At 67.7% G+C, this 18,024-nt stretch carries 18 protein-coding genes; 10 read left to right on the top strand and 8 right to left on the bottom strand.

The genetic code is table 11. From position 1 onward, the window contains the following. The first annotated feature begins 39 nt into the window (after positions 1 to 39). On the top strand, positions 40 to 1,248 hold the full coding sequence (locus DFR24_RS13325; RefSeq protein ID WP_133881891.1) for a PQQ-dependent sugar dehydrogenase: 1,209 nt from the start codon (positions 40 to 42) through the stop codon (positions 1,246 to 1,248). Between the two features lie 18 nt (positions 1,249 to 1,266). On the opposite strand, the gene DFR24_RS13320 is transcribed toward DFR24_RS13325, so the two are convergent. From DFR24_RS13320 to DFR24_RS13300, 5 genes are all read right to left on the bottom strand, one after another. After that, positions 1,267 to 2,277 (bottom strand): NADP-dependent oxidoreductase, encoded by a 1,011-nt coding sequence (locus tag DFR24_RS13320; RefSeq protein WP_133881890.1) that lies wholly within the window; start codon positions 2,275 to 2,277, stop codon positions 1,267 to 1,269. 241 nt (positions 2,278 to 2,518) lie between these two features. Then, a complete protein-coding gene (locus tag DFR24_RS13315) occupies positions 2,519 to 2,830 on the bottom strand; it encodes a putative signal transducing protein (RefSeq protein WP_133881889.1) in 312 nt (103 codons plus the stop codon). A 123-nt stretch (positions 2,831 to 2,953) separates the two neighbouring features. Continuing rightward, on the bottom strand, positions 2,954 to 3,793 hold the full coding sequence (locus DFR24_RS13310) for a hypothetical protein (RefSeq protein WP_133881888.1): 840 nt from the start codon (positions 3,791 to 3,793) through the stop codon (positions 2,954 to 2,956). A gap of 177 nt (positions 3,794 to 3,970) precedes the next feature. Then, a complete protein-coding gene (gene opgC / locus DFR24_RS13305; RefSeq protein ID WP_133881887.1) occupies positions 3,971 to 5,098 on the bottom strand; it encodes an OpgC domain-containing protein in 1,128 nt (375 codons plus the stop codon). 141 nt (positions 5,099 to 5,239) lie between these two features. Further along, on the bottom strand, positions 5,240 to 5,983 hold the full coding sequence (locus DFR24_RS13300) for a pteridine reductase (RefSeq protein WP_133881886.1): 744 nt from the start codon (positions 5,981 to 5,983) through the stop codon (positions 5,240 to 5,242). Between the two features lie 92 nt (positions 5,984 to 6,075). Here DFR24_RS13300 and DFR24_RS13295 point away from each other — a divergent pair, with 92 nt between their 5' ends. After that, the gene (locus DFR24_RS13295; RefSeq protein WP_133881885.1) at positions 6,076 to 6,861 is read left to right on the top strand and encodes an undecaprenyl-diphosphate phosphatase; all 786 of its coding nucleotides are present in this window, start codon (positions 6,076 to 6,078) and stop codon (positions 6,859 to 6,861) included. 191 nt (positions 6,862 to 7,052) lie between these two features. Then, the gene (locus DFR24_RS13290; protein ID WP_246051655.1) at positions 7,053 to 7,352 is read left to right on the top strand and encodes a hypothetical protein; all 300 of its coding nucleotides are present in this window, start codon (positions 7,053 to 7,055) and stop codon (positions 7,350 to 7,352) included. 135 nt (positions 7,353 to 7,487) lie between these two features. Here the strand turns inward: DFR24_RS13290 and DFR24_RS13285 are convergent, their stop codons facing one another. After that, positions 7,488 to 10,241 (bottom strand): M16 family metallopeptidase, encoded by a 2,754-nt coding sequence (locus tag DFR24_RS13285; protein ID WP_133881884.1) that lies wholly within the window; start codon positions 10,239 to 10,241, stop codon positions 7,488 to 7,490. 57 nt (positions 10,242 to 10,298) lie between these two features. On the opposite strand from DFR24_RS13285, the gene ampD reads away from it, so the two are divergent. The 4 genes from ampD (at position 10,299) to DFR24_RS13265 (ending at position 13,192) form a co-directional block, all read left to right on the top strand. Next, the gene (gene ampD, locus DFR24_RS13280) at positions 10,299 to 10,865 is read left to right on the top strand and encodes a 1,6-anhydro-N-acetylmuramyl-L-alanine amidase AmpD (protein WP_133881883.1); all 567 of its coding nucleotides are present in this window, start codon (positions 10,299 to 10,301) and stop codon (positions 10,863 to 10,865) included. A 137-nt stretch (positions 10,866 to 11,002) separates the two neighbouring features. Next, the gene (gene ampE / locus DFR24_RS13275; protein ID WP_133881882.1) at positions 11,003 to 11,887 is read left to right on the top strand and encodes a regulatory signaling modulator protein AmpE; all 885 of its coding nucleotides are present in this window, start codon (positions 11,003 to 11,005) and stop codon (positions 11,885 to 11,887) included. A gap of 34 nt (positions 11,888 to 11,921) precedes the next feature. Continuing rightward, positions 11,922 to 12,359, top strand: coding sequence for a PaaI family thioesterase (locus tag DFR24_RS13270; RefSeq protein WP_133881881.1), 438 nt, complete (start codon positions 11,922 to 11,924; stop codon positions 12,357 to 12,359). Beyond that, positions 12,356 to 13,192 carry a helical backbone metal receptor gene (locus tag DFR24_RS13265; RefSeq protein WP_246051654.1) on the top strand — a complete coding sequence of 279 codons (837 nt, stop codon included), beginning with the start codon at positions 12,356 to 12,358 and terminating at the stop codon, positions 13,190 to 13,192. The genes DFR24_RS13270 and DFR24_RS13265 overlap by 4 nt, the downstream gene beginning before the upstream one ends. A gap of 61 nt (positions 13,193 to 13,253) precedes the next feature. On the opposite strand, the gene DFR24_RS13260 is transcribed toward DFR24_RS13265, so the two are convergent. Next, the gene (locus tag DFR24_RS13260) at positions 13,254 to 13,817 is read right to left on the bottom strand and encodes a cob(I)yrinic acid a,c-diamide adenosyltransferase (RefSeq protein ID WP_133881880.1); all 564 of its coding nucleotides are present in this window, start codon (positions 13,815 to 13,817) and stop codon (positions 13,254 to 13,256) included. A gap of 74 nt (positions 13,818 to 13,891) precedes the next feature. Beyond that, the gene (gene tsaD / locus DFR24_RS13255; protein ID WP_133881879.1) at positions 13,892 to 14,914 is read right to left on the bottom strand and encodes a tRNA (adenosine(37)-N6)-threonylcarbamoyltransferase complex transferase subunit TsaD; all 1,023 of its coding nucleotides are present in this window, start codon (positions 14,912 to 14,914) and stop codon (positions 13,892 to 13,894) included. Between the two features lie 359 nt (positions 14,915 to 15,273). Here tsaD and rpsU point away from each other — a divergent pair, with 359 nt between their 5' ends. The 3 genes from rpsU to dnaG all read left to right on the top strand — a co-directional run bounded on the left by rpsU (position 15,274) and on the right by dnaG (position 17,910). Further along, a complete protein-coding gene (gene rpsU / locus DFR24_RS13250) occupies positions 15,274 to 15,489 on the top strand; it encodes a 30S ribosomal protein S21 (protein ID WP_133881878.1) in 216 nt (71 codons plus the stop codon). Positions 15,490 to 15,568: 79 nt separating this feature from the next. Then, complete coding sequence (locus tag DFR24_RS13245) at positions 15,569 to 16,015, top strand: GatB/YqeY domain-containing protein (RefSeq protein ID WP_133881877.1); 447 nt, start codon at positions 15,569 to 15,571, stop codon at positions 16,013 to 16,015. A gap of 152 nt (positions 16,016 to 16,167) precedes the next feature. Further along, a complete protein-coding gene (gene dnaG, locus DFR24_RS13240) occupies positions 16,168 to 17,910 on the top strand; it encodes a DNA primase (protein ID WP_133881876.1) in 1,743 nt (580 codons plus the stop codon). Positions 17,911 to 18,024: the final 114 nt, after the last annotated feature.

Below are 18,024 nucleotides of genomic sequence, written 5' to 3'. Positions count from 1 at the left end.
GGTCAACTGCGAATCTGGCTGACTCAAGGCTCCCCCCGCATGTCCGCGCGACCGCTGCTCCTGATCGTCCTTGGGTTGGTCGCGGGTGTCGCCGCCTGGTTCTGGCAGCCGTGGCAGGAAGGTGGCCGCAAACGTCTGTTCGCGATGGTGGAGGCCTCGCAGGCGGCGTCCGATGGTGGGCTTTCGGCGTCGGCCGTGATCTCCGATGCCAAGGGTGGCCTCGAGGCTGACATCGTCGTGCGGGATTTGTCGCTGCCCTGGGATCTGGCCTTTCTCGGCGACTCGGAGATTCTTGTCACCGAGAAAGGGGGATCGCTGTGGCGCATCGACCTCGGCAGTGGCGAACGCCGGAAAATCACCGGCACGCCCGACGTCCGCGTCCAGGGCCAGGGCGGTCTCCACGCCGTCCTCCTCCACCCGAAGTTCTCCGACAACGGCCTGATCTACCTGAGCTACGCCGCGGCCGGCGAAGACGGCAAGGGCGCGGTGACGCACTTCATGCGCGCCAGGCTCGACGGCACGCGACTCACCGAACAGAAATTGCTGCTGCGCACGAAGGCGCCGGGTGATCGCGGGCAGCACTTCGGCGGCGCGATGGTGTTCGATCGCGACGGGTATCTGTTCGTGTCGGTCGGTGAGCGCGGGTATCGCGACGATGCGCAGAAGCTGTCGTCGCACAACGGCAAGATCCTGCGACTGCACGACGACGGCAGCGTGCCGAAGGACAACCCTCTCGTGGACACGCCGGGGGCGCTGCCGGAGATCTGGTCCTACGGGCATCGCAATCCGCAGGGGCTGGCGCTGGATCCGGTCAGCGGTCGCATCTACGAGGCCGAGCATGGGCCGCAGGGCGGCGACGAGATCAACGTGATCGAGCGCGGCCGCAATTACGGCTGGCCGGTGATCACGTATGGGCGCGAGTACGGCACGGGGATCAGGATCGGCGAGGGCACGACGCGGCCGGACATCGTGCCGCCGCTGCATTACTACGTGCCGAGCATCGCGACGGCGGGCATCGCGTACTACGCGGGCGATGCTTTTCCGCAGTGGAAGAACAGCCTCTTCGTGGCGGCGCTGCGTGGACACTTGAACCGCGTGCAGCTCAATCCGGATGGGACGTTCGCGAAGGAAGAGCGGCTGCTTTCAGACCGCGATCTGCGGATCAGGGCGGTGCGCGTGAGTCCGAAGGGGGCGTTGTTCGTGGTGGCGGATGACGGAGTGATCTTGCAGGTGAGCGCAAAACCGTAGCCCGGGTGAAACCCGGGGCTACGCCCCGCCGACGCGCACCATCACCTTGCCGCGGTTCTTGCCGGCGTACATGCCGACCATGGCTTTTTCGGCGTCGGCCAGATCGTCGAAATCCTCGAAGCGCCACTTCAGCTTGCCGGTCTTCTGCAGCACGCCGATGGCCTTCAGGGCTTCGCCGTAGCGGTGCAGGTAGTCGAGCACGACGAAGCCTTCCATGCGGATGCGCTTGATGACCATCGGCAGGAAGTTGTACGGCGTGCGGTCCTTGCCCTCGGTGGCGTACGAGGACACCGAGCCGCAGAGCACGACGCGGCCGTAGAGGTTCATGCGGTCGAGCGCCGCGGCCAGCTGGTTGCCGCCCACGTTGTCGAAGTACACGTCGATGCCTTCGGGGCACAGCGCGGACAGGCGCGCGCCGAGGTCTTCGGACTTGTAGTCGATGGCGGCATCGGCGCCGAGCTCGCGCGTGATCCAGTCGCACTTCTCGCGACCGCCGGCGATGCCCACCACCTTGCAGCCCCACAGCTTGCCGAGCTGCACGACGATGCTGCCCACCGCGCCGCCGGCGGTGGAGACCACCAGTGTCTCGCCGATCTTCGGCTGGCCGATCTCGCGCAGGCCGAAATAGCTCGTGGGAGCGATGTGGTAGTAGTACCCGAGCAGGTCCTTGTTGGAGACGCCGGGCACGTCGAAGCTCGCGAAGAAATTGGTGGCCGGACCGCAGGAGTAGTCGCTCCAGGAACCCACGCCCATCACCGAGTCGCCCACCTTGAACGTGCCGGCCGCGCTCTGGGTGACCTTGCCGATGACGAAGCCGCGCATCGGCGAGCCGAGCGGAAGCGCGGGCAGGTAGCTTTCCTTCTCGCTCATCCAGATGCGGTTGGTCGGGTCCACCGACAGCCACTCGTTGCGCACGACGATCTCGCCGGGCTGCGCCTTCGGGATCGCGGACGACGTGAAGCGAAGTTCGCCGCCGGTGATCTCTCCTTCGGGACGACGCTGCAGAACCCACTGCCGGTTTTCGGCCATGACGGTTTCTCCTTGCTCTCGAATGTCGGCGCCTTGGCGGTGCGCGATGAGAGAAGACCGTACGAAGGCGGACGAGAAGCGTCTTGCGCTCAGCGGTCACGGCCGCCGTAGCCCGGACGAAGTCGGGGGAACCGGCGCGATCCGGACGAGAAAATCTCGAGAGCGCTCCGCGTGGGAATTCCGGGAATCCCGATTCGCAGATAACAAGATCCCGGACTTCGTCCGGGCTCGGATCACCGGGCTACGCAGGCACGCCACCGCACGACCAGCACGCGGCGAAGTTTCCGGGAACGCTCTCGCCGCAGCTGCAGGTCCACGCCGGCTGCGGGCGCGCCGACGACGAGGTGTACTCGGCCAGCAGTTCGCGCGCCCGGGTTTCGTCTCGCGCATCCCGCAACATCAGGCGCGGATACGCATCCGCCGCGAGTTCGCCGCGGCCCGACCAGAGCATCGAGCCGAACACGTCGCACTCGATGCGCTCGGTCGCCAGCAGATTGCGCACGATCTCGGCTTCGATCGGGTCAGCGGCGAGATAGATAGGTTGGCGGGGCATGCGCCGATTGTGGCGTGATCGCGCGGCAGTGACGTAGCCCAGGTGTTGAATTTCGCGAAGCGAAAGAGGCGGGGTTGCGCTTCGTAATTCGAGGGGACCCCGGGTTTCACCCGGGCTACGGCTTCACGGATCCGGCACGAACCCACCCGCCGGAAACGGATCGGGCCGGCGCTGCGCGTACATCCGGCGCGGCGGCGGGATCACGCCCTGGGCGACGAGGTTGGCGCGCGAGTCGTAGTAGATCGCGATGACTTCGTCGGGCTGCGACGAGGCGCGTTCGAATTCCACCTGCTGCGCCGCCGAGTCGAGACGTTCGCCGTGACCGGTGCCGATGCGCTCGGCCTTGCGGCGAGCTTCCGGTGCACGCGCACCGGCCATCGAGTCGGCGCTGGCGCCGGCACCCGCGCCGGCACGCGATTCGATTTCGGCCGATGGAGCGGCCGGGGGCTCGGCGGATTTGGCGGGGGACTCGTAACGGTCTTCGTCGTCACGCCACATGCGGCAGCACGGCGCCTGCTTTTCGCGGAACAGCGCCACGCCGATGACGCCGACATCGTCGGGTCGCCCGGTGCGCGCGGCATAGGAATCAGGAAGGCGCGTGAAATAGAAGCTCGCGACCTCGGACAAATTCTTGCGCCAGCCTTCGATACGCGTCTGTTCGTGCGAGTCCACGACGTAACCGGACTGCTCCGACGACGCGGTCTCGCCGGACAGCACGTTGACGCCGTCCACGCTGGTGACGGCGAGCAGGCGCTGGCTGCCGTGATTGCGGATGCGGATCTCGTACTCGCGACCCGGCTCGCCGATCACGTAGCGGCGGCCGTCCTTGCGATAGACCGTCAGCTCGCGGCCGTCGCGGCGATCGTGGACGGAAATGTCGGCGAGGCGGGCGGCCTGGGCCGGCACTGTGATCGCGGCCATCGCGGCCGCGGCGAGCAGCGGGTAGAAGAAGGGGAAGCGCATGGGGGACTCCGTTCGAGGTTCATGGACTCAAACGGGGCGGGTGGGGAAATGGGGTTAAGGACGATTTGCGTAGGTCCGGTCGGGGCTGACGCCCCTCCTACAGCCAACCGTAGCCCGGACGAAGTCCGGGGTTCCCCTTGCATACGGAGCACAACCCCGGACTTCGTCCGGGCTACGTTAGGCGGGCGTAGGCGCGTTGCGCCCGGCCCGCCACGCGCCGATGCGCCGATAGATGTCGGCCGTCAGGAACAAGGACAGATACCCCACGCCCATCACCAGCAGGCCGTTGGTCCCGCCCAGCGGCTGGTCGTCCTGCCCGATCAAACACAGCAGCAACAGCGCGACCGCGATGTGCACGACGAACACCCATTGCGAGGCGCGGCCGAGCATCTCCAGCGCCGGCACGCGGACGCGCCGCATCAGGTCGGACCCGAAGCCGATGCACACGCAGACCAGCGCCGCGAGGTTGACCACGCGCACCGGCGACAGCGTCCATTTGTCGATCCAGAAGAAGTAGCGCGCGGCGTCCGTAAATCCGCGCGGACCGCCGACATGGCGCCACAGCAGCAGCGCGCAGGAAATGGCGAGCGCGATGTTGAGCACGCCGCCGCCGGAGGCCAGCACCTGGCGCGTGCGTCCGAAACCAGCCGCGCCGAACCACAGGCCCAGCACCCACAGCAGTTGCCAGGCGAGCAGGTCGAAGGCGCCGGTGGCGGGAACCGGGATGTCCCATCCGACGAACCGCTCGAGCAGGGCGTACATCGCGGTGCGCAGGCCGAACTGCGCCGCGGCCCAGGCGCCGACGCTGACGGCCAGCACGCCACCCCAGCCGAAACGCGAGGCGGCCGCGCTCATCACCACCGGCGTGACCAGGAAGAACAGCACGTACATCGGCAGGATGTCGAGCAGCGGCGGCTGGTAGGCCAGCAGCGCGCTTCCGAGCATCGCGCGCTGCGGCGACTGGAAGTAGAACGCCAGCAGGTTGCGCACGGCGGGCCGCTCGTACGTGGAGGCGATCCAGGCGATGACGGTGAACGTCAGCAGCAGCAGCGCAAGGTGGAACAGGTAGAGCCGCAGCGCGCGCCCGAAGATCCAGCGGCTGGCCGCGAGCAGGCCCTTCTGCTCCTGCTGCGCGACGAAGATCTTTCCGGCGAGGCAGGCCGACAGGAACACGAAACCTTCGGCGGCGGAGATGAAACCCAGCGGCTGGCCCAGGGTGGACGACCACACCGTCGGCAGGTGGGTCATCGTCATCAGCAGCAGGAGCACCCCGCGCAGCACGTCGATCGTCGGATTTCGCTGCATCGATCGGGCGGAAGGGCTGGGGCGTGAAGGGTCGAGTATGGCCAGATCGGGCGGGAGGCTCAACGAATGGGGGTGGGCCCTTGTAGCCCGGGCGAAGTCCGGGGTTGCGCTCGGTATGCGAGGGGAAACCCCGGGCTACGGTCAGCCCAATCTCAAACCGCCGTCCACCGGCACCACCGCTCCCGTCATGTACCGCGCCTCCGGCGACAGCACGAAGCGCACGGCATGGGCGATCTCATCCGGACCTCCCAGTCTCTGCATCGGGATGCGCGCCACTTCCTGCGCCTGCCGTTCCGGCGTGAACTGGGGCTGGTCGGCCCACACCATGTGACCGGGCGCGACGCCATTCACGCGAAGGCGCGGCGCCAGTTCCAGCGCGAGCGCTTCGGTGAGCGTCCACAGCGCACTCTTGGCGGCGAGATAGGCGCTGAATCCGGCAAAGGGCCGCCGCGCCTGCGTATCGAGGATGTTCACGATGCTGCCGCCCTCGGCCAGCAGCGGCGCGCAGGCCTTCGACAGGAACAGCGGCGCGCGCAGGTTGGTGCCGAGCAGGTCGTCGAATTGCGCGGGCGTGAGCTCGGTCAGCGGCGTTGCGAAATAGCTCGACGCGTTGTTCACCAGCGCATCGAGCCGGCCCCACTGGGCGTGCGCATCGCGCGCGAGCGCGGGCAGCGCATCGACGTCGAGCAGGTCCGCGCAGAGCACGCGTGCGGAATCGGGCCGCGCGGAATTGAGTTCGGCGGCGAGCGAGTCGGCATCGGCGCGCGATCCGCGGCAATGCAGCACCAGGCGATCGCCCTGCGCGTGGAGCGCGCGCGCAATCGCAGCGCCGATGCGTCGTGCGGCGCCGGTGACGAGGATGACGCGCGGCGTCGGGTGACTCATGTCGGTCTCATCGATGGGGTGGAGTGCGCGGGTCCCGTATCATCGCGCCGATCCTAACCGCAGAGCCGCGCGCAAGGCGCCCGCTTCCTTCATTGAACAACCTGCTCGAAGCGATCCTGCTCGGCTTCATCGAAGGCCTGACGGAATTCCTGCCGATCTCCAGCACCGGTCATCTGCTGATCGCGGAGAACTGGCTCGGGCGGCGTTCCGACCTGTTCAACATCACGATCCAGGCGGGCGCGATCCTCGCGGTGACGCTGGTGTACCGCGCGCGGCTGTGGCACCTCGCCACCCACCTGCGCGAACGCGAGTCGCGTGACTACGTCATCAAGCTGGGCTGCGCCTTCCTGATCACCGCGGTACTGGGCCTGACGGTAAAGGCGCTCGGCGCCGAGCTTCCGGAGACCGTCGCGCCGATCGCCCTGGCGCTGATCATCGGCGGCATCGCGATCCTGCTGATCGAGCGCCACGTGCATCGACTGCCGCCGCGCGAGAGCGTGACCTGGGCGGTGGTCGTCGCCGTCGGCGTGGCGCAGGTCGTGGCCGGTGTCTTTCCCGGAACCTCGCGTTCCGCGGCCGCCATCTTCGCGGCGATGCTCGCTGGTCTGAGTGCGCGCCCGCGCGCGGCGGAGTTCGCGTTCCTGGTCGGCATCCCGGTGATGTTCGCGGCATCCGGGCACGAACTGCTGAGCACGTACTTCGAGCCGGGCGCGATGCAGGCGGAACCATGGATGGAACTCGGCGTCGCGTTCGTCGTGGCGGCGATCACCGGCTTCGTCGCGGTGAAGTGGCTGCTGCGCTACGTGTCGGGACACAGCTTCGTGCCGTTCGCGTGGTATCGCATCCTGCTGGGGCTGCTGCTGCTCGCGGTGACCTGAGCAGGTTCGACCGTAGCCCGGACGAAGTCCGGGGCGGGTGTTGGCAATCGGCGGGGATCCCGGACTGCGTCCGGGCTACGGGGTCGCGCGCCCGCTGCCGCGCCGCGTGCTGGAGCCCCTCCACAGTTCGTTGACAGCCTCAGGAGTGGCTCCTAAGCTGAAGCAGCATCTAGGAATCCCAGGGGAAAGCCGTGCGCAAAACCATGTTGAGTGTCGCCCTCGGGGCCTCGCTCGCGCTGTTCTCCAGCATTTCGACCGCCGACGAATACCGCGACACGCTCGATGGCAAGCCCTCTGCCGGCGCGATGGCCTTCGATCTGGTCATCGTGCGCCCGGTGAGCCTGGTGGCTACCGTGATCGGAACCGGCCTGTTCGTGCTGTCCCTGCCGCTGTCGATCATCCAGGGCGAAAGGCCGAGTGCCCCGGCTCAGAAGCTGGTGGTGGAACCGGCGAAGTTCACGTTCGACCGTCCGCTGGGCGAGATGGAATAACAGCGGGGCCCGATTCGACGAAAGCCCCCGACCGCGTTGCGGTCGGGGGCTTTTTTGTTGCTCGTAGCCCGGGTGAAACCCGGGGTTGCGCTCTGTACGCGAGGGGAACCCCGGGTTTCACCCGGGCTACGGGGGCTACCGCAGCAGCTTGCCGTCCGCATCCAGCACCTTGACCTCACCCAGCTTCAGCGCGCGGATCGGTTCCTCGATCTTCGCCAGGTCGCCGACAACGATCCACGTGAGCTGCTCGGGATGGATCAGCTTCTTGGCCGCCGCGTTGACTTGCGCGTCGGTGATGCCCTGCGCCAGCGGCACGAGGTCGTTGTAGTAGCTGTCCTTCAGGCCGTACTGGAGGATGTTGAGGAACGACGACGCCACTTCCGCGCTGGTTTCGTTCTCGCCGGGCAGGCCGACCACGAGGTTGTCGGTCGCCAGCTTGAGTTCCGTCGCGTTGATGGGCTTGTCGCGGGTGATGTCGCGCAGCTCCTTCAGGATTTCCTTGACGCTGTCGGCCGTGCGGTCGGTCTGCACCTGCGTGTAGACGACGAACGGGCGCTGTCCGCGCGACGAACCCAGCTGGCTGCCGGCGCTGTAGCTCCAGTGCTTGTCCTCGCGAAGATTCAGGTTCAGCCGCGAGATGAACATGCCACCGAACACGGACGACGCCAGGTTCATCGCCGTTTCGTCCGGGTCGGTGATCGGCGGCGCCAGGTGCGCACCGAGCAGCAGCGTCTGGCCGGCATCGCGCTTGTTCACCAGGAACAGGCGCGGTGCGGTCTGCGGCGCGACCTTGGGCACATCCTTGACCGGTCGCGCCTCGGCGGGTGACTTCCAGTCTCCGAACGCACGCTCGAGCAGCGGCTTGGCCTCCGCCATCGTGGTGTCGCCGACGATCAGGATGCGGGCGTCATCCGGTCGGATCCAGCGCGCGTGGAAGCGCTTCAGGTCCTCGACGGTGATGGCCTGCACCGAAGCCTCGGTGCCGTTGCCGGAACGCGTGCCGCCGTACGGATGATCGGCGCCGTAGATCAGCGACGGGTACAGGCGCGTGGCCATGCCCTGCGGCTGCGACTTCTCCTGCTGGATCGCGGCGAGCCGCTGCGCGCGCAGGCGCTCGAGTTCGGCGGCGGGGAAATGCGGGCGCCGCACGATGTCGGCGACCAGGTCCAGCGACTCCGGCAGCTTGGCCTTCAGGCTGTTGAGCAGGATGAACGAGGTGTCGAGGTTGGACTGCGCGCCGATCTGCGCCGACAGCTCTTCCTTGCGCTCGGCAACTTCCAGCACGTTGCGCGTGCCGGCGCCCTCGTCGAGCATCTCCAGCGTCATGCGCGCGGTACCCGGGCGATCGCGCGGATCGGCAGCCTGGCCGGCATCGAACAACAGCGACATGTGCACGATCGGCGCCGCGTGGCGTTCAGCCAGGATCACTTCGATGCCGTTGGAGAGCTTGGCGCGTTGCAGCGGCGGCAGTTCGAGCGCGGGCGCGGCGCCCACGGCCGGAAGCTTCGAGCGATCGGCGCCGGTCTTGGCGGCCTCGTAGTCGGGAATCGGCTCCACCGTCAGCACGAACTGCCCGTCGGACAGCCAGTCCTGCGACACCTTGCGGACGGCCTGCGGCGAGGCCTGTGCGATCCACTGGAATTCGCGCTTGTACCACTGCGCGTCGCCGCAGTAGACCTCGTACTGCGCCAGCGTGGAGGACTTGCCGCTGAAGCCGTCGATGCGCTCGAGGCCGCGGATGAAGTCGGCCTGCGCGCCGGTGCGCACGCGGGCGAGTTCCTTGGCGGTCGGGCCGTCCTTGAGGAAGCGCGCGACCTCCTCGTCGATGACCTTTTCGACCGCGACCGGGTCGGCGCCGGGCGCGACCATCGCGTCGATCGTGAACTGCGAGCCGATCTCGAACGGACCCAGGCCGGCGTTGATGCTGGTGGCGAGCCGGTCGCGATAGACCAGGCGCTGGTAGAGCCGGCTGGTCTTGCCGCCGGCGAGGATCTCCGAGGCCAGCGCCAGCAGGTTGGTGTCCTGCTCGCAGAAGCCCGGCACGTTCCAGACCTTGAAGATGCGCGCCTGCGGCACGCGGTCCTGCATCGCGGCGCGCTTGATCCCGCTCATCTTCGCGACCCAGGCCTCGGCGCGCGTGCGCGGCGGGCCCGACGGGATGTCGCCGAAATACAGCTCGACCTTCTTCTTGATGTCCTCGGGATTGACGTCGCCGGCAATCACCAGCACCGCGTTGGCCGCGCCGTAGTGCTCGGCGAACCACTGCTTCACGTCGTCGACGGTGGCCGCCTTCAGATCGGTTTCCGACCCGATCGAGGTCCAGGAGTACGGATGCCCCGCCGGATAGGTGGCCGCCGCGATCAGCTCCTGTGCGCCGCCGTAGGGTTCGTTCTCGTCCTGGCCCTTCTCGTTGAGCACCACGCCGCGCTGCTCGTCGAGCTTGGCCTGGCTGATGGCGCCGGCCAGGTGGCCCATGCGATCGGATTCCAGCCACAGCGTCAGATCCAGCGCCGACGTCGGCACGTTCTCGAAGTAGTTGGTGCGGTCGTACCAGGTGGTCCCGTTCATCTTGGACGCGCCGACGGCTTCGAGCGGGCGGAAGAATTCGTCGTCGTGGTTTTCCGAGCCGTTGAACATCAGGTGCTCGAACAGGTGCGCGAAGCCCGTGCGGCCCGGCCGTTCGTCCTTGCTGCCCACGTGGTACCAGACGTTCACCGCCACGATCGGCGCCTTGTGATCCTCGTGGATCAGCAGGGTCAGGCCGTTCGGCAGGATATGCTTCTGGTACGGGATGTCGGGGTTGAAAGGCGCTGCGGCGGCGGGTTTGTCGGCCGCGAGGGCCGGACCGGCAAGGCTGATGGCCAGGGCGACGCACAGCGCTCGAATCATGAAAACGCTCCAGGAAAAGACGGATCAGCGGACGCGCAGTAGAACATGGGGAACGCGATGAGTTCCTCGTGGTTCGTCGACGAGACCCATCGCCTGCGGCCGTCCGCACGCGAGGTGGTATCTCCCCATTACGACGAAAGACCGGATCCGGACGACATCGCGCTGGTCGTGCTGCACAACATTTCGCTGCCGCCAGGCCGGTTCGGCGGGCCCTGGATCGACGACCTGTTCTGCGGGCGGCTCGATCCGGACGCGCATCCCTACTTCCGCGACATCGCGCAGCTGCGCGTCTCGGCGCACCTGCTGATCGCGCGGGATGGCGCGGTCACGCAGTACGTGCCGTTCGATCGTCGCGCCTGGCATGCGGGCGTCTCCAACTGGCAGGGCCGCGAGCGCTGCAACGATTTTTCGATCGGCATCGAGATCGAGGGCAGCGACGAGGCGCCGTTCGAGGACGCGCAGTACGCGTCCCTCGTGCGGGTGCTGCCGGCGCTGTTCGCGCGCTACCGCCGGCTGGGCACGCGAAAGCTGACGGGGCACTCGGACATCGCGCCCGGGCGCAAGACCGACCCCGGACCGCATTTCGACTGGTCGCGGCTGCACGCGATGCTGGCGGCGGCTTGATCCACGTGTTCCGACAATGTCGTAGCCCGGATGCAGTCCGGGACGCACCTCCAACGAAGGCGAAAAGCCCCGGACTGCGTCCGGGCTACGAGTGGCCTAGGTAGGATGGAGCCCATGAAGCTCAACGAGCATCCGGCATGACCCTGATCGCCATCATCGTGGCGCTGGTGGCCGAACGCATGCTCGGACACGTGCCGGGCTGGGGAACGCCGCTGATCTTGCGCGGCTACGTGGCCGCCTTGCGTCGTGCGATTCCGCTCCGTTCGCTGTGGCGCAGCGCGCTGATCGTGCCGGTGCTCGTGGTGCCGCCGGTGGCGCTGTGCGGCTGGCTGCAGACCGAGATCGAGGGACCGGTCGCGCATCTGCTGTTCTCGGGACTGGCGCTGTTCCTGTGCCTGGGTCCGCGCGACCTCGCCGACGACGTCAAGCAATGGCTCGAGGCCCGCGCTTCGGGTGACAAGGTCACTGCGGATCGTCTCGCGCGCCTGCTGCAGAAAGGACCGGGCCGTTACGCCGAGAACGAATCGCCGCAGACGCGCGGGCTGCTCGGCGCGATGTTCATCCAGTCGCACGAGAGGCTGTTCGGCGCGCTGATCTGGTTCTTCATCTTCGGTGCCGCGGGTGCGGTGTTCTACCGGATCATCAGCCGTCTGCCGCGCCTGCTGACCGAAGTCGAGGATTCGCCGGCCGCGGCAGCCGCGGAGACGGTCCACGCGCTGGCCGCGTGGATGCCGGCACGGGCCACGGCCGCGCTTTTCGGCATGGCCGGCAGTCTCGACGACGCGCTCAAGGAATACCGCGTGCTGATGGAGCAGCCCTCGCACGGCTGGCGCAGCCACACCTGGGCAGTGCTGGCGGAAGTGGCCTCGGGCTCCATCGAGTTCGAGACCGAAGAAGGCGCGAGCGCGGAACCGGCGACGCTGGAGCTGGCGGCGCAGGAAGTCGTGAACCTGCAATTCCGCGCGCTGATCATCCTGCTGGCATTCGTGGCGATCTTCGCCACCGGGGATTTCCTGTCCTGAGCGTCGCACCGCTGTCTCGAAAAACCAGAACCGCATGACCCCGACATCCGATTCCAATCGCGCGGCCGTCCAGGCCGGCTTCGACTCCTGCATCTTCGTCGGCCATCTGGGCATCGTGCTGCTCGACTGCGGTCCGGGCTGGTGTGAAGCCGAGCTTCCGCTGCGCCCGGAACATCTCCAGCATTCCGGCGTCGCGCACGCGGGCGTGATCGCCACGCTGGCGGACCAGTGCGCCGGCGGCGCGGCGATGACGCAGCTCGACAAGTCGGTGCTGCTGGTGACGGCCGAATTCAAGATCAACCTGCTGCGAGCGGGCAAGGGCGAGCGCCTGCTGTGTCGCGGCACGGTGCTCAAGCCCGGGCGCAATCTGTTCGTCTGCGAGTCGGAAGTCTTCGCCATCGACAAGGGCCAGCGCGTGCTCGCGGCCAAGCTGATGGCGACGCTCGCCGTCGTGCACAGCGCGAGCTCGTGACCGGACGCATCGCGATCGCCATGCTGGTGCTGTGCCTGGCGCTGCCGGCACAGGCGGCACGCGTCATCGCACTGTCGCCCCATCTGGCGGAACTGGTCTGCGCCGCGGGAGCGTGCGACCAGCTCGTCGGCGTCGTGAAGTACAGCGACTATCCGGCGCACGTGCGCTCGGTGCCCGTGATTGGTGATGCGCATGCCGCCAACGTGGAGGCCGTGCTCGCGCTCAAGCCCGACCTGATCCTGTCCTGGGACGGCGGCACGCCGGCGCGCACGGTGCAGCAGCTGGAGCGCTTCAAGCTGCGCGTGGTGCCGATCCGCGTGAACACGCTGGACGACGTCGGCCTGGCGCTGCTGCGCATCGGCGCGCTGCTGGGCACCGAGGATGCGGCCTGCGCCGAGCAGTCACGCTATCTGGAGCGCATCGCCGCGCTGCGCAAGCGCTACGCGAACGCCAAGCCCATCAGCGTGCTCTACCAGATCGAACCCGATCCCATCTTCACGATCAATCGCGATTCGCCGATCAGCGAAGCGCTGGGCGTCTGCGGTGCGCGCAATCTGTTTGCCGACATCGAGCGTCTGGCCGGTCCGGTCGGGCGCGAGGCGGTGCTGGCGCGTGACCCGGGCGCGATCGTGTTCGGTCGGCAGGACGACGTCGACGGTATCCAGCGTGGCTGGGGGCGCTTTCCCGGCATGCGCGCGGTGCGCGCGAGCAATCTGATTCCGATCGACGCCGACAAGCTCGAGCGTGCGGCGCCGCGAATGGCGGAAGGAATCGCCGACTTGTGCGAGGCGCTGGACAACGCGCGTGAGCGCCTGAGTCGGCTCCCCCCGTAGCCCGGGTGAAACCCGGGATTCCGGTTCGATCAACGAGGAAAACCCCCGGGTTTCACCCGGGCTACGGTTGCGGTTTCTTCGAGCGGTCGCGCTTCCAGCCGGACTCGCTCGCGCCATCCGCACGTCCGAGCACGCGCGCCACGACGAACAAGTAATCCGACAGCCGGTTGAGCAGCTTCATGATCGGTGCGTTCACCGGTTCCATCTCGTGCAGCGCCCACACGGCGCGCTCGGCGCGTCGCGCCACGGTCCGCGCAACGTGACACGCAGCGGTGGCCGGACTGCCACCGGGCATGATGAATTCCTTGAGCGGCGGCAGCGTCTCGTTGAGGTCGGCCAGCGCTTGATCGAAGCCGAGCACGTCGTCTTCCTTGACGAGCTGCCCGCCGGGCCACGACAGCTCGCCGCCCAGGTTGAACAGCAGTTGCTGCGTGCTGGTGAGCTTCTCGCGAACCTCGTCGGGCAAGGTGTGCGTGAGCACGACGCCGATCTGCGAATTCAGTTCGTCGACGTCGCCCATTGCGCACACGCGCAGATGCTGCTTGGGCACGCGCGAGCCGTCGGTGAGGCCGGTGGTGCCGGCGTCGCCGGTGCGCGTGGCGATCTTGCTGAGTCGATTTCCCATCTCGTGAACCTCGGGTGCGGATGCGGGCGGCGGTCGTGGTGCCGACGTCAGGATGATGCAGGCGGTGAAGGCCCTTACGCCGCGACACCTGGCGCGCGCAGGTCCGCCAGCGGCCATCGGGGCGTGGTGAACAGCGGCCCGTCCGGTTTGCGGCCTTCGATCAGCCGGGCCGAACCGGCGCAGGCGATCATCGCGGCGTTGTCGGTGCAGAACTCGGCGCGCGGGAAGAAAGCGGTGAAGCCCTTGTCCGCCGCCAACGCCCGCAGCTTGGCGCGCAGGCGCAGGTTGGCGCCGACGCCGCCGGCCACGATCAGCGTGCGGTGGCCGGTCTGCACCAGCGCACGCCCGCACTTGATCACCAGCGTGTCGGTGACGGCCTCCTCGAATCCACGGGCCAGGTCGGCGCGCGCCTGCTCGCCCTCGGCGCGCGGCAGCGCCACCAGCACCGCGGTCTTCAGGCCGCTGAAGCTGAAGTCGAGGCCGGGGCGGTCGGTCATCGGGCGCGGGAAGCGGAACACGTCGGGCTGTCCGCGCTCGGCCAGGCGCGCGAGGTGCGGGCCGCCGGGGTAGGGCAAGCCGAGCAGCTTGGCGGTCTTGTCGAAGGCCTCGCCGACCGCGTCGTCGAGGCTTTCGCCGAGCAGCTCGTAGCGGCCCAGGCCCTCGACGGCGATCAGCATCGTGTGGCCGCCGGAGACCAGCAGCGCGGTGAAGGGGAACTGCGGCGCAGGCGTCTCGAGCATCGGCGCCAGCAGGTGACCTTCCATGTGGTGCACCGGGATCAGCGGCAGGCCGTGCGCGCTGGCGATGCCGGCGGCCACGGCGGCGCCGACCATCAGCGCGCCGATCAGCCCTGGCCCGGCCGTGTAGGCGATGCCGTCGAGGTCGCCGAAGCCGATGCCGGAGGCGGCCAGCGTTTCACGGACCAGCGGTGCGATACGCGCCACGTGATCGCGCGAGGCGAGCTCCGGGACCACGCCGCCATAGCGGGCGTGCAGGTCCACCTGGGAATGCAGCCGGTGCGCGAGCAGGCCGCGCGTGGCGTCGTAGACCGCGCAGGCGGTCTCGTCGCAGGAGGTTTCGATTCCGAGCACGGGCATCCGCACAGTTTCGGGTCTGCGGGCGGCGCTTTCCAGCGGCGGCTTGCGGAACGGCATCGAGATCTGCGCTCGAGCGGACGTGCACAGGTCGTGTGATGGCGCGGGAAACAGCGGGAATCGCCCTCTTGTGCGCCGCATGCGCCGCGAGTCCTCCCGCATCGCGGGCGGGAGACGACGCAACCTGTAGACTGCGCCCCGGTTCCGGGTCAGCGGCATTCCCGGAACCGGTCGAAGCCGTGAGTCCTCCGGTCCCGATCGAGGCGGCCCTTGCGGGCCGACCGCTCCGATCCTTTGCAATCCACCGCATCCGGGCTTAGCATCTGCGCCCTTTTTCCCACTCCCGGGAGCCGAGCCTTCTCATGCCTGCCGTCCGCGTCCGCGAAAACGAACCTTTCGAAGTTGCCCTGCGCCGTTTCAAGCGCACCTGTGAAAAAGCCGGCGTCCTGACGGACGTCCGCAAGAAGGAATTCTTCGAAAAGCCGAGCATGGAACGCAAGCGCAAGCGCGCTGCGGCCGTGAAGCGGCAGCAGAAGCGTGTTTCGCGTGACGTGACGCGTCGCACCCGGTTGTACTAAAAAATCTTCTACTCCGTCGCGGCTGCATCGCGACGGGGTTTGGATGTGATGGACCGATGGTTTTGATGTCCTCAAGCCCATGTCAGATTTGAAAACGCGCGTCCTCGAGGACATCAAAACCGCCATGAAATCGGGTGAGCGCGAACGGCTGTCCGTTCTGCGCATGCTCAATTCCGACATCAAGCAGCGCGAGGTCGTCGATTCGGTCGAGATCACGGATGCGGTGGTGATCGCGTCCATCGAGAAGATGCTCAAGCAGCGGCGCGACTCCGAGTCGCAGTTCCGCAGCGGCAACCGCCCGGACCTGGCGGACAAGGAGGCCAGCGAGATCGCGGTCCTCCTGCACTACCTGCCCCAGCAGCTCACCACCGCCGAAGTCGAGGCGCTGATTGCGCAGGCCGTCGCCGAGACCGGCGCGCAGGGCGGAAAGGACATGGGCAAGGTCATGGGCTGGCTCAAGCCCAAGGTCGCGGGCAAGACCGACATGGGCAAGCTGTCCGGGCTGATCAAGGCCGCGCTGGGCTGAGGTTCACCGAGCGGATGCGGTAGCGGTGGTAGCCCGGGTGAAACCCGGGGCTTTTCGCTCCATCCGGACCTGCGAATCCCGGGTTTCACCCGGGCTACGGTGAGGTACGCGCACGCTGGCAACCGGATACCGGAAACAGGAAACTGCGACGCATGGCCGGCGGCCGCATCCCTCAGAGCTTCGTACTCGACCTCCTGTCTCGCGCCGACATCGTGGAGGTCATCGGTTCGCGCCTGGAACTCAAGCGCGCCGGGCGCGAGTTCAAGGCCCTGTCGCCGTTCTCCAACGAAAAATCCCCGTCGTTCTTCGTCTCGCCGACCAAGCAGTTCTATCACTGCTTCTCGTCGGGCAAGAGCGGCAACGCCATCGGCTTCCTGATGGAGTACGACCGCCTGACGTTCGTCGAGGCGGTCGAAGAGCTGGCGGGGCGTCTGGGCATCGAGGTGCCGCGTGAGGGCGGGCAATTCGAGCGGCTGGTGCTCGACGGGCCGCTGGACGCGCTGGCCGCGGCGCAGCGCTTCTTCTCGGAGCAGCTGCGCAAGCATCAGCCCGCGATCGACTACCTCAAGAAGCGCGGCGTCAGCGGCGAGACCGCCAAGACCTTCGGCATGGGCTTCGCGCCGGACTCCTGGGACGCGCTGTCGCATTTCTTCGACGACCCGAAGCACGCGATCGACGCCGGCCTGCTGAAGAAGAAGGAGGAGACCGGGCGCGTCTTCGATGTCTTCCGCAATCGCGTGATGTTCCCGATCCGCGACGCGCGCGGGCGCGTGATCGCCTTCGGTGGCCGCACGCTGGCCGACGATCCGGCCAAGTACCTCAACTCGCCCGAGACGGCCTTGTTCCACAAGGGGCGCAACCTGTTCGGGCTCTACGAGGCCAAGCAGTCGCGCAAGAGCGCGCTGCCGCACCTGATCGTCGTCGAGGGCTACATGGACACCGTGATGCTCGCGCAGCACGGCATCCGCGAGGTGGTGGCGACCCTGGGCACGGCCACGACGCGCGAGCACCTGACGCTGCTGTTCAAGTCCACGTCGAAAGTCGTGTTCTGCTTCGACGGCGACCGCGCGGGCCATTCGGCTGCCTGGCGCGCGCTGGAGCAGGCCCTGCCGGAGGTCGACGAGAAGCGCGAATGCGTCTTCATGTTCCTGCCCGACGGCCACGACCCCGACTCGCTGGTGCAGGAGATCGGCGAAGAGGCGTTCCGCAAGCGCGTGGACGAGGCGTTGTCGCTGTCGACCTTCCTGCTCGGCGAGCTGAACAAGCAGACCAACCTGGCGACGCTGGACGGCCGCGCCAAGCTGGCGGGCCTGGCCAAGCCGCATGTGGCCAAGATGAAGGACAGCCCGCTGCGCAGCCTGCTGGTGGACGAGCTGTCGCGGATCACCCGGCTTCGGCGCGAAGAGTTCGGCGTGGCGGTCTCCTCCGACAGCGAGGCGCCCGCGCGGGCCCTCTCGGCGCCCCCGCTGGATGCCGGCAGCGTCCGCGTGCTGAAACTCGCCCTCCAGTATCTGGTCGAACGCCCCGACCTGGCGGATCAGGTGTCCGAGCTCGAATTGCTGGCGGAATCCGGACTGCCCGGCATCAGCATGCTGGTGGAGGCGGTCGAGTTCTTCCACGAGAACCCTTCGGCGCATGGCGGACAGCTGCACGAGCACTGGCGCGGAACGCCGAAGGCGGCCGCGCTGGAGCGCCTGGGCCCCCTTTCGGCGGCGCTGGATGATGCAGCCATTGAACGCGAGTTCACCGACGCCATTAACCACCTTCGCCACAAGGCGATGCAGTCGCGAATCGACTGGTTCAAGGCGGAGTCCGCGGTGCGAGAGCTGGGGTCTGCCGAGCTCGCCGAATGGCAGGCGTTGCAGGCGCTGTTGCCCAGGCGATCCCAGCGATGAAGGCCCGGCTCGAAGGGGTCATCGACCCCTCGATGCGTCAACTCTCACTCATTTCGCTGGTCTAAACCCGAGTCCGTCCCGTAAAATGCGCAGTTCCCCGCGACACCCCCCGGA

Origin of the sequence: Panacagrimonas perspica (assembly GCF_004364935.1) — a bacterium.
GTDB lineage: Bacteria > Pseudomonadota > Gammaproteobacteria > Nevskiales > Nevskiaceae > Panacagrimonas > Panacagrimonas perspica.
The sequence above is the reverse complement of the archived record's forward strand: the minus strand, read 5'-3'. Positions and strand labels throughout refer to the sequence as shown.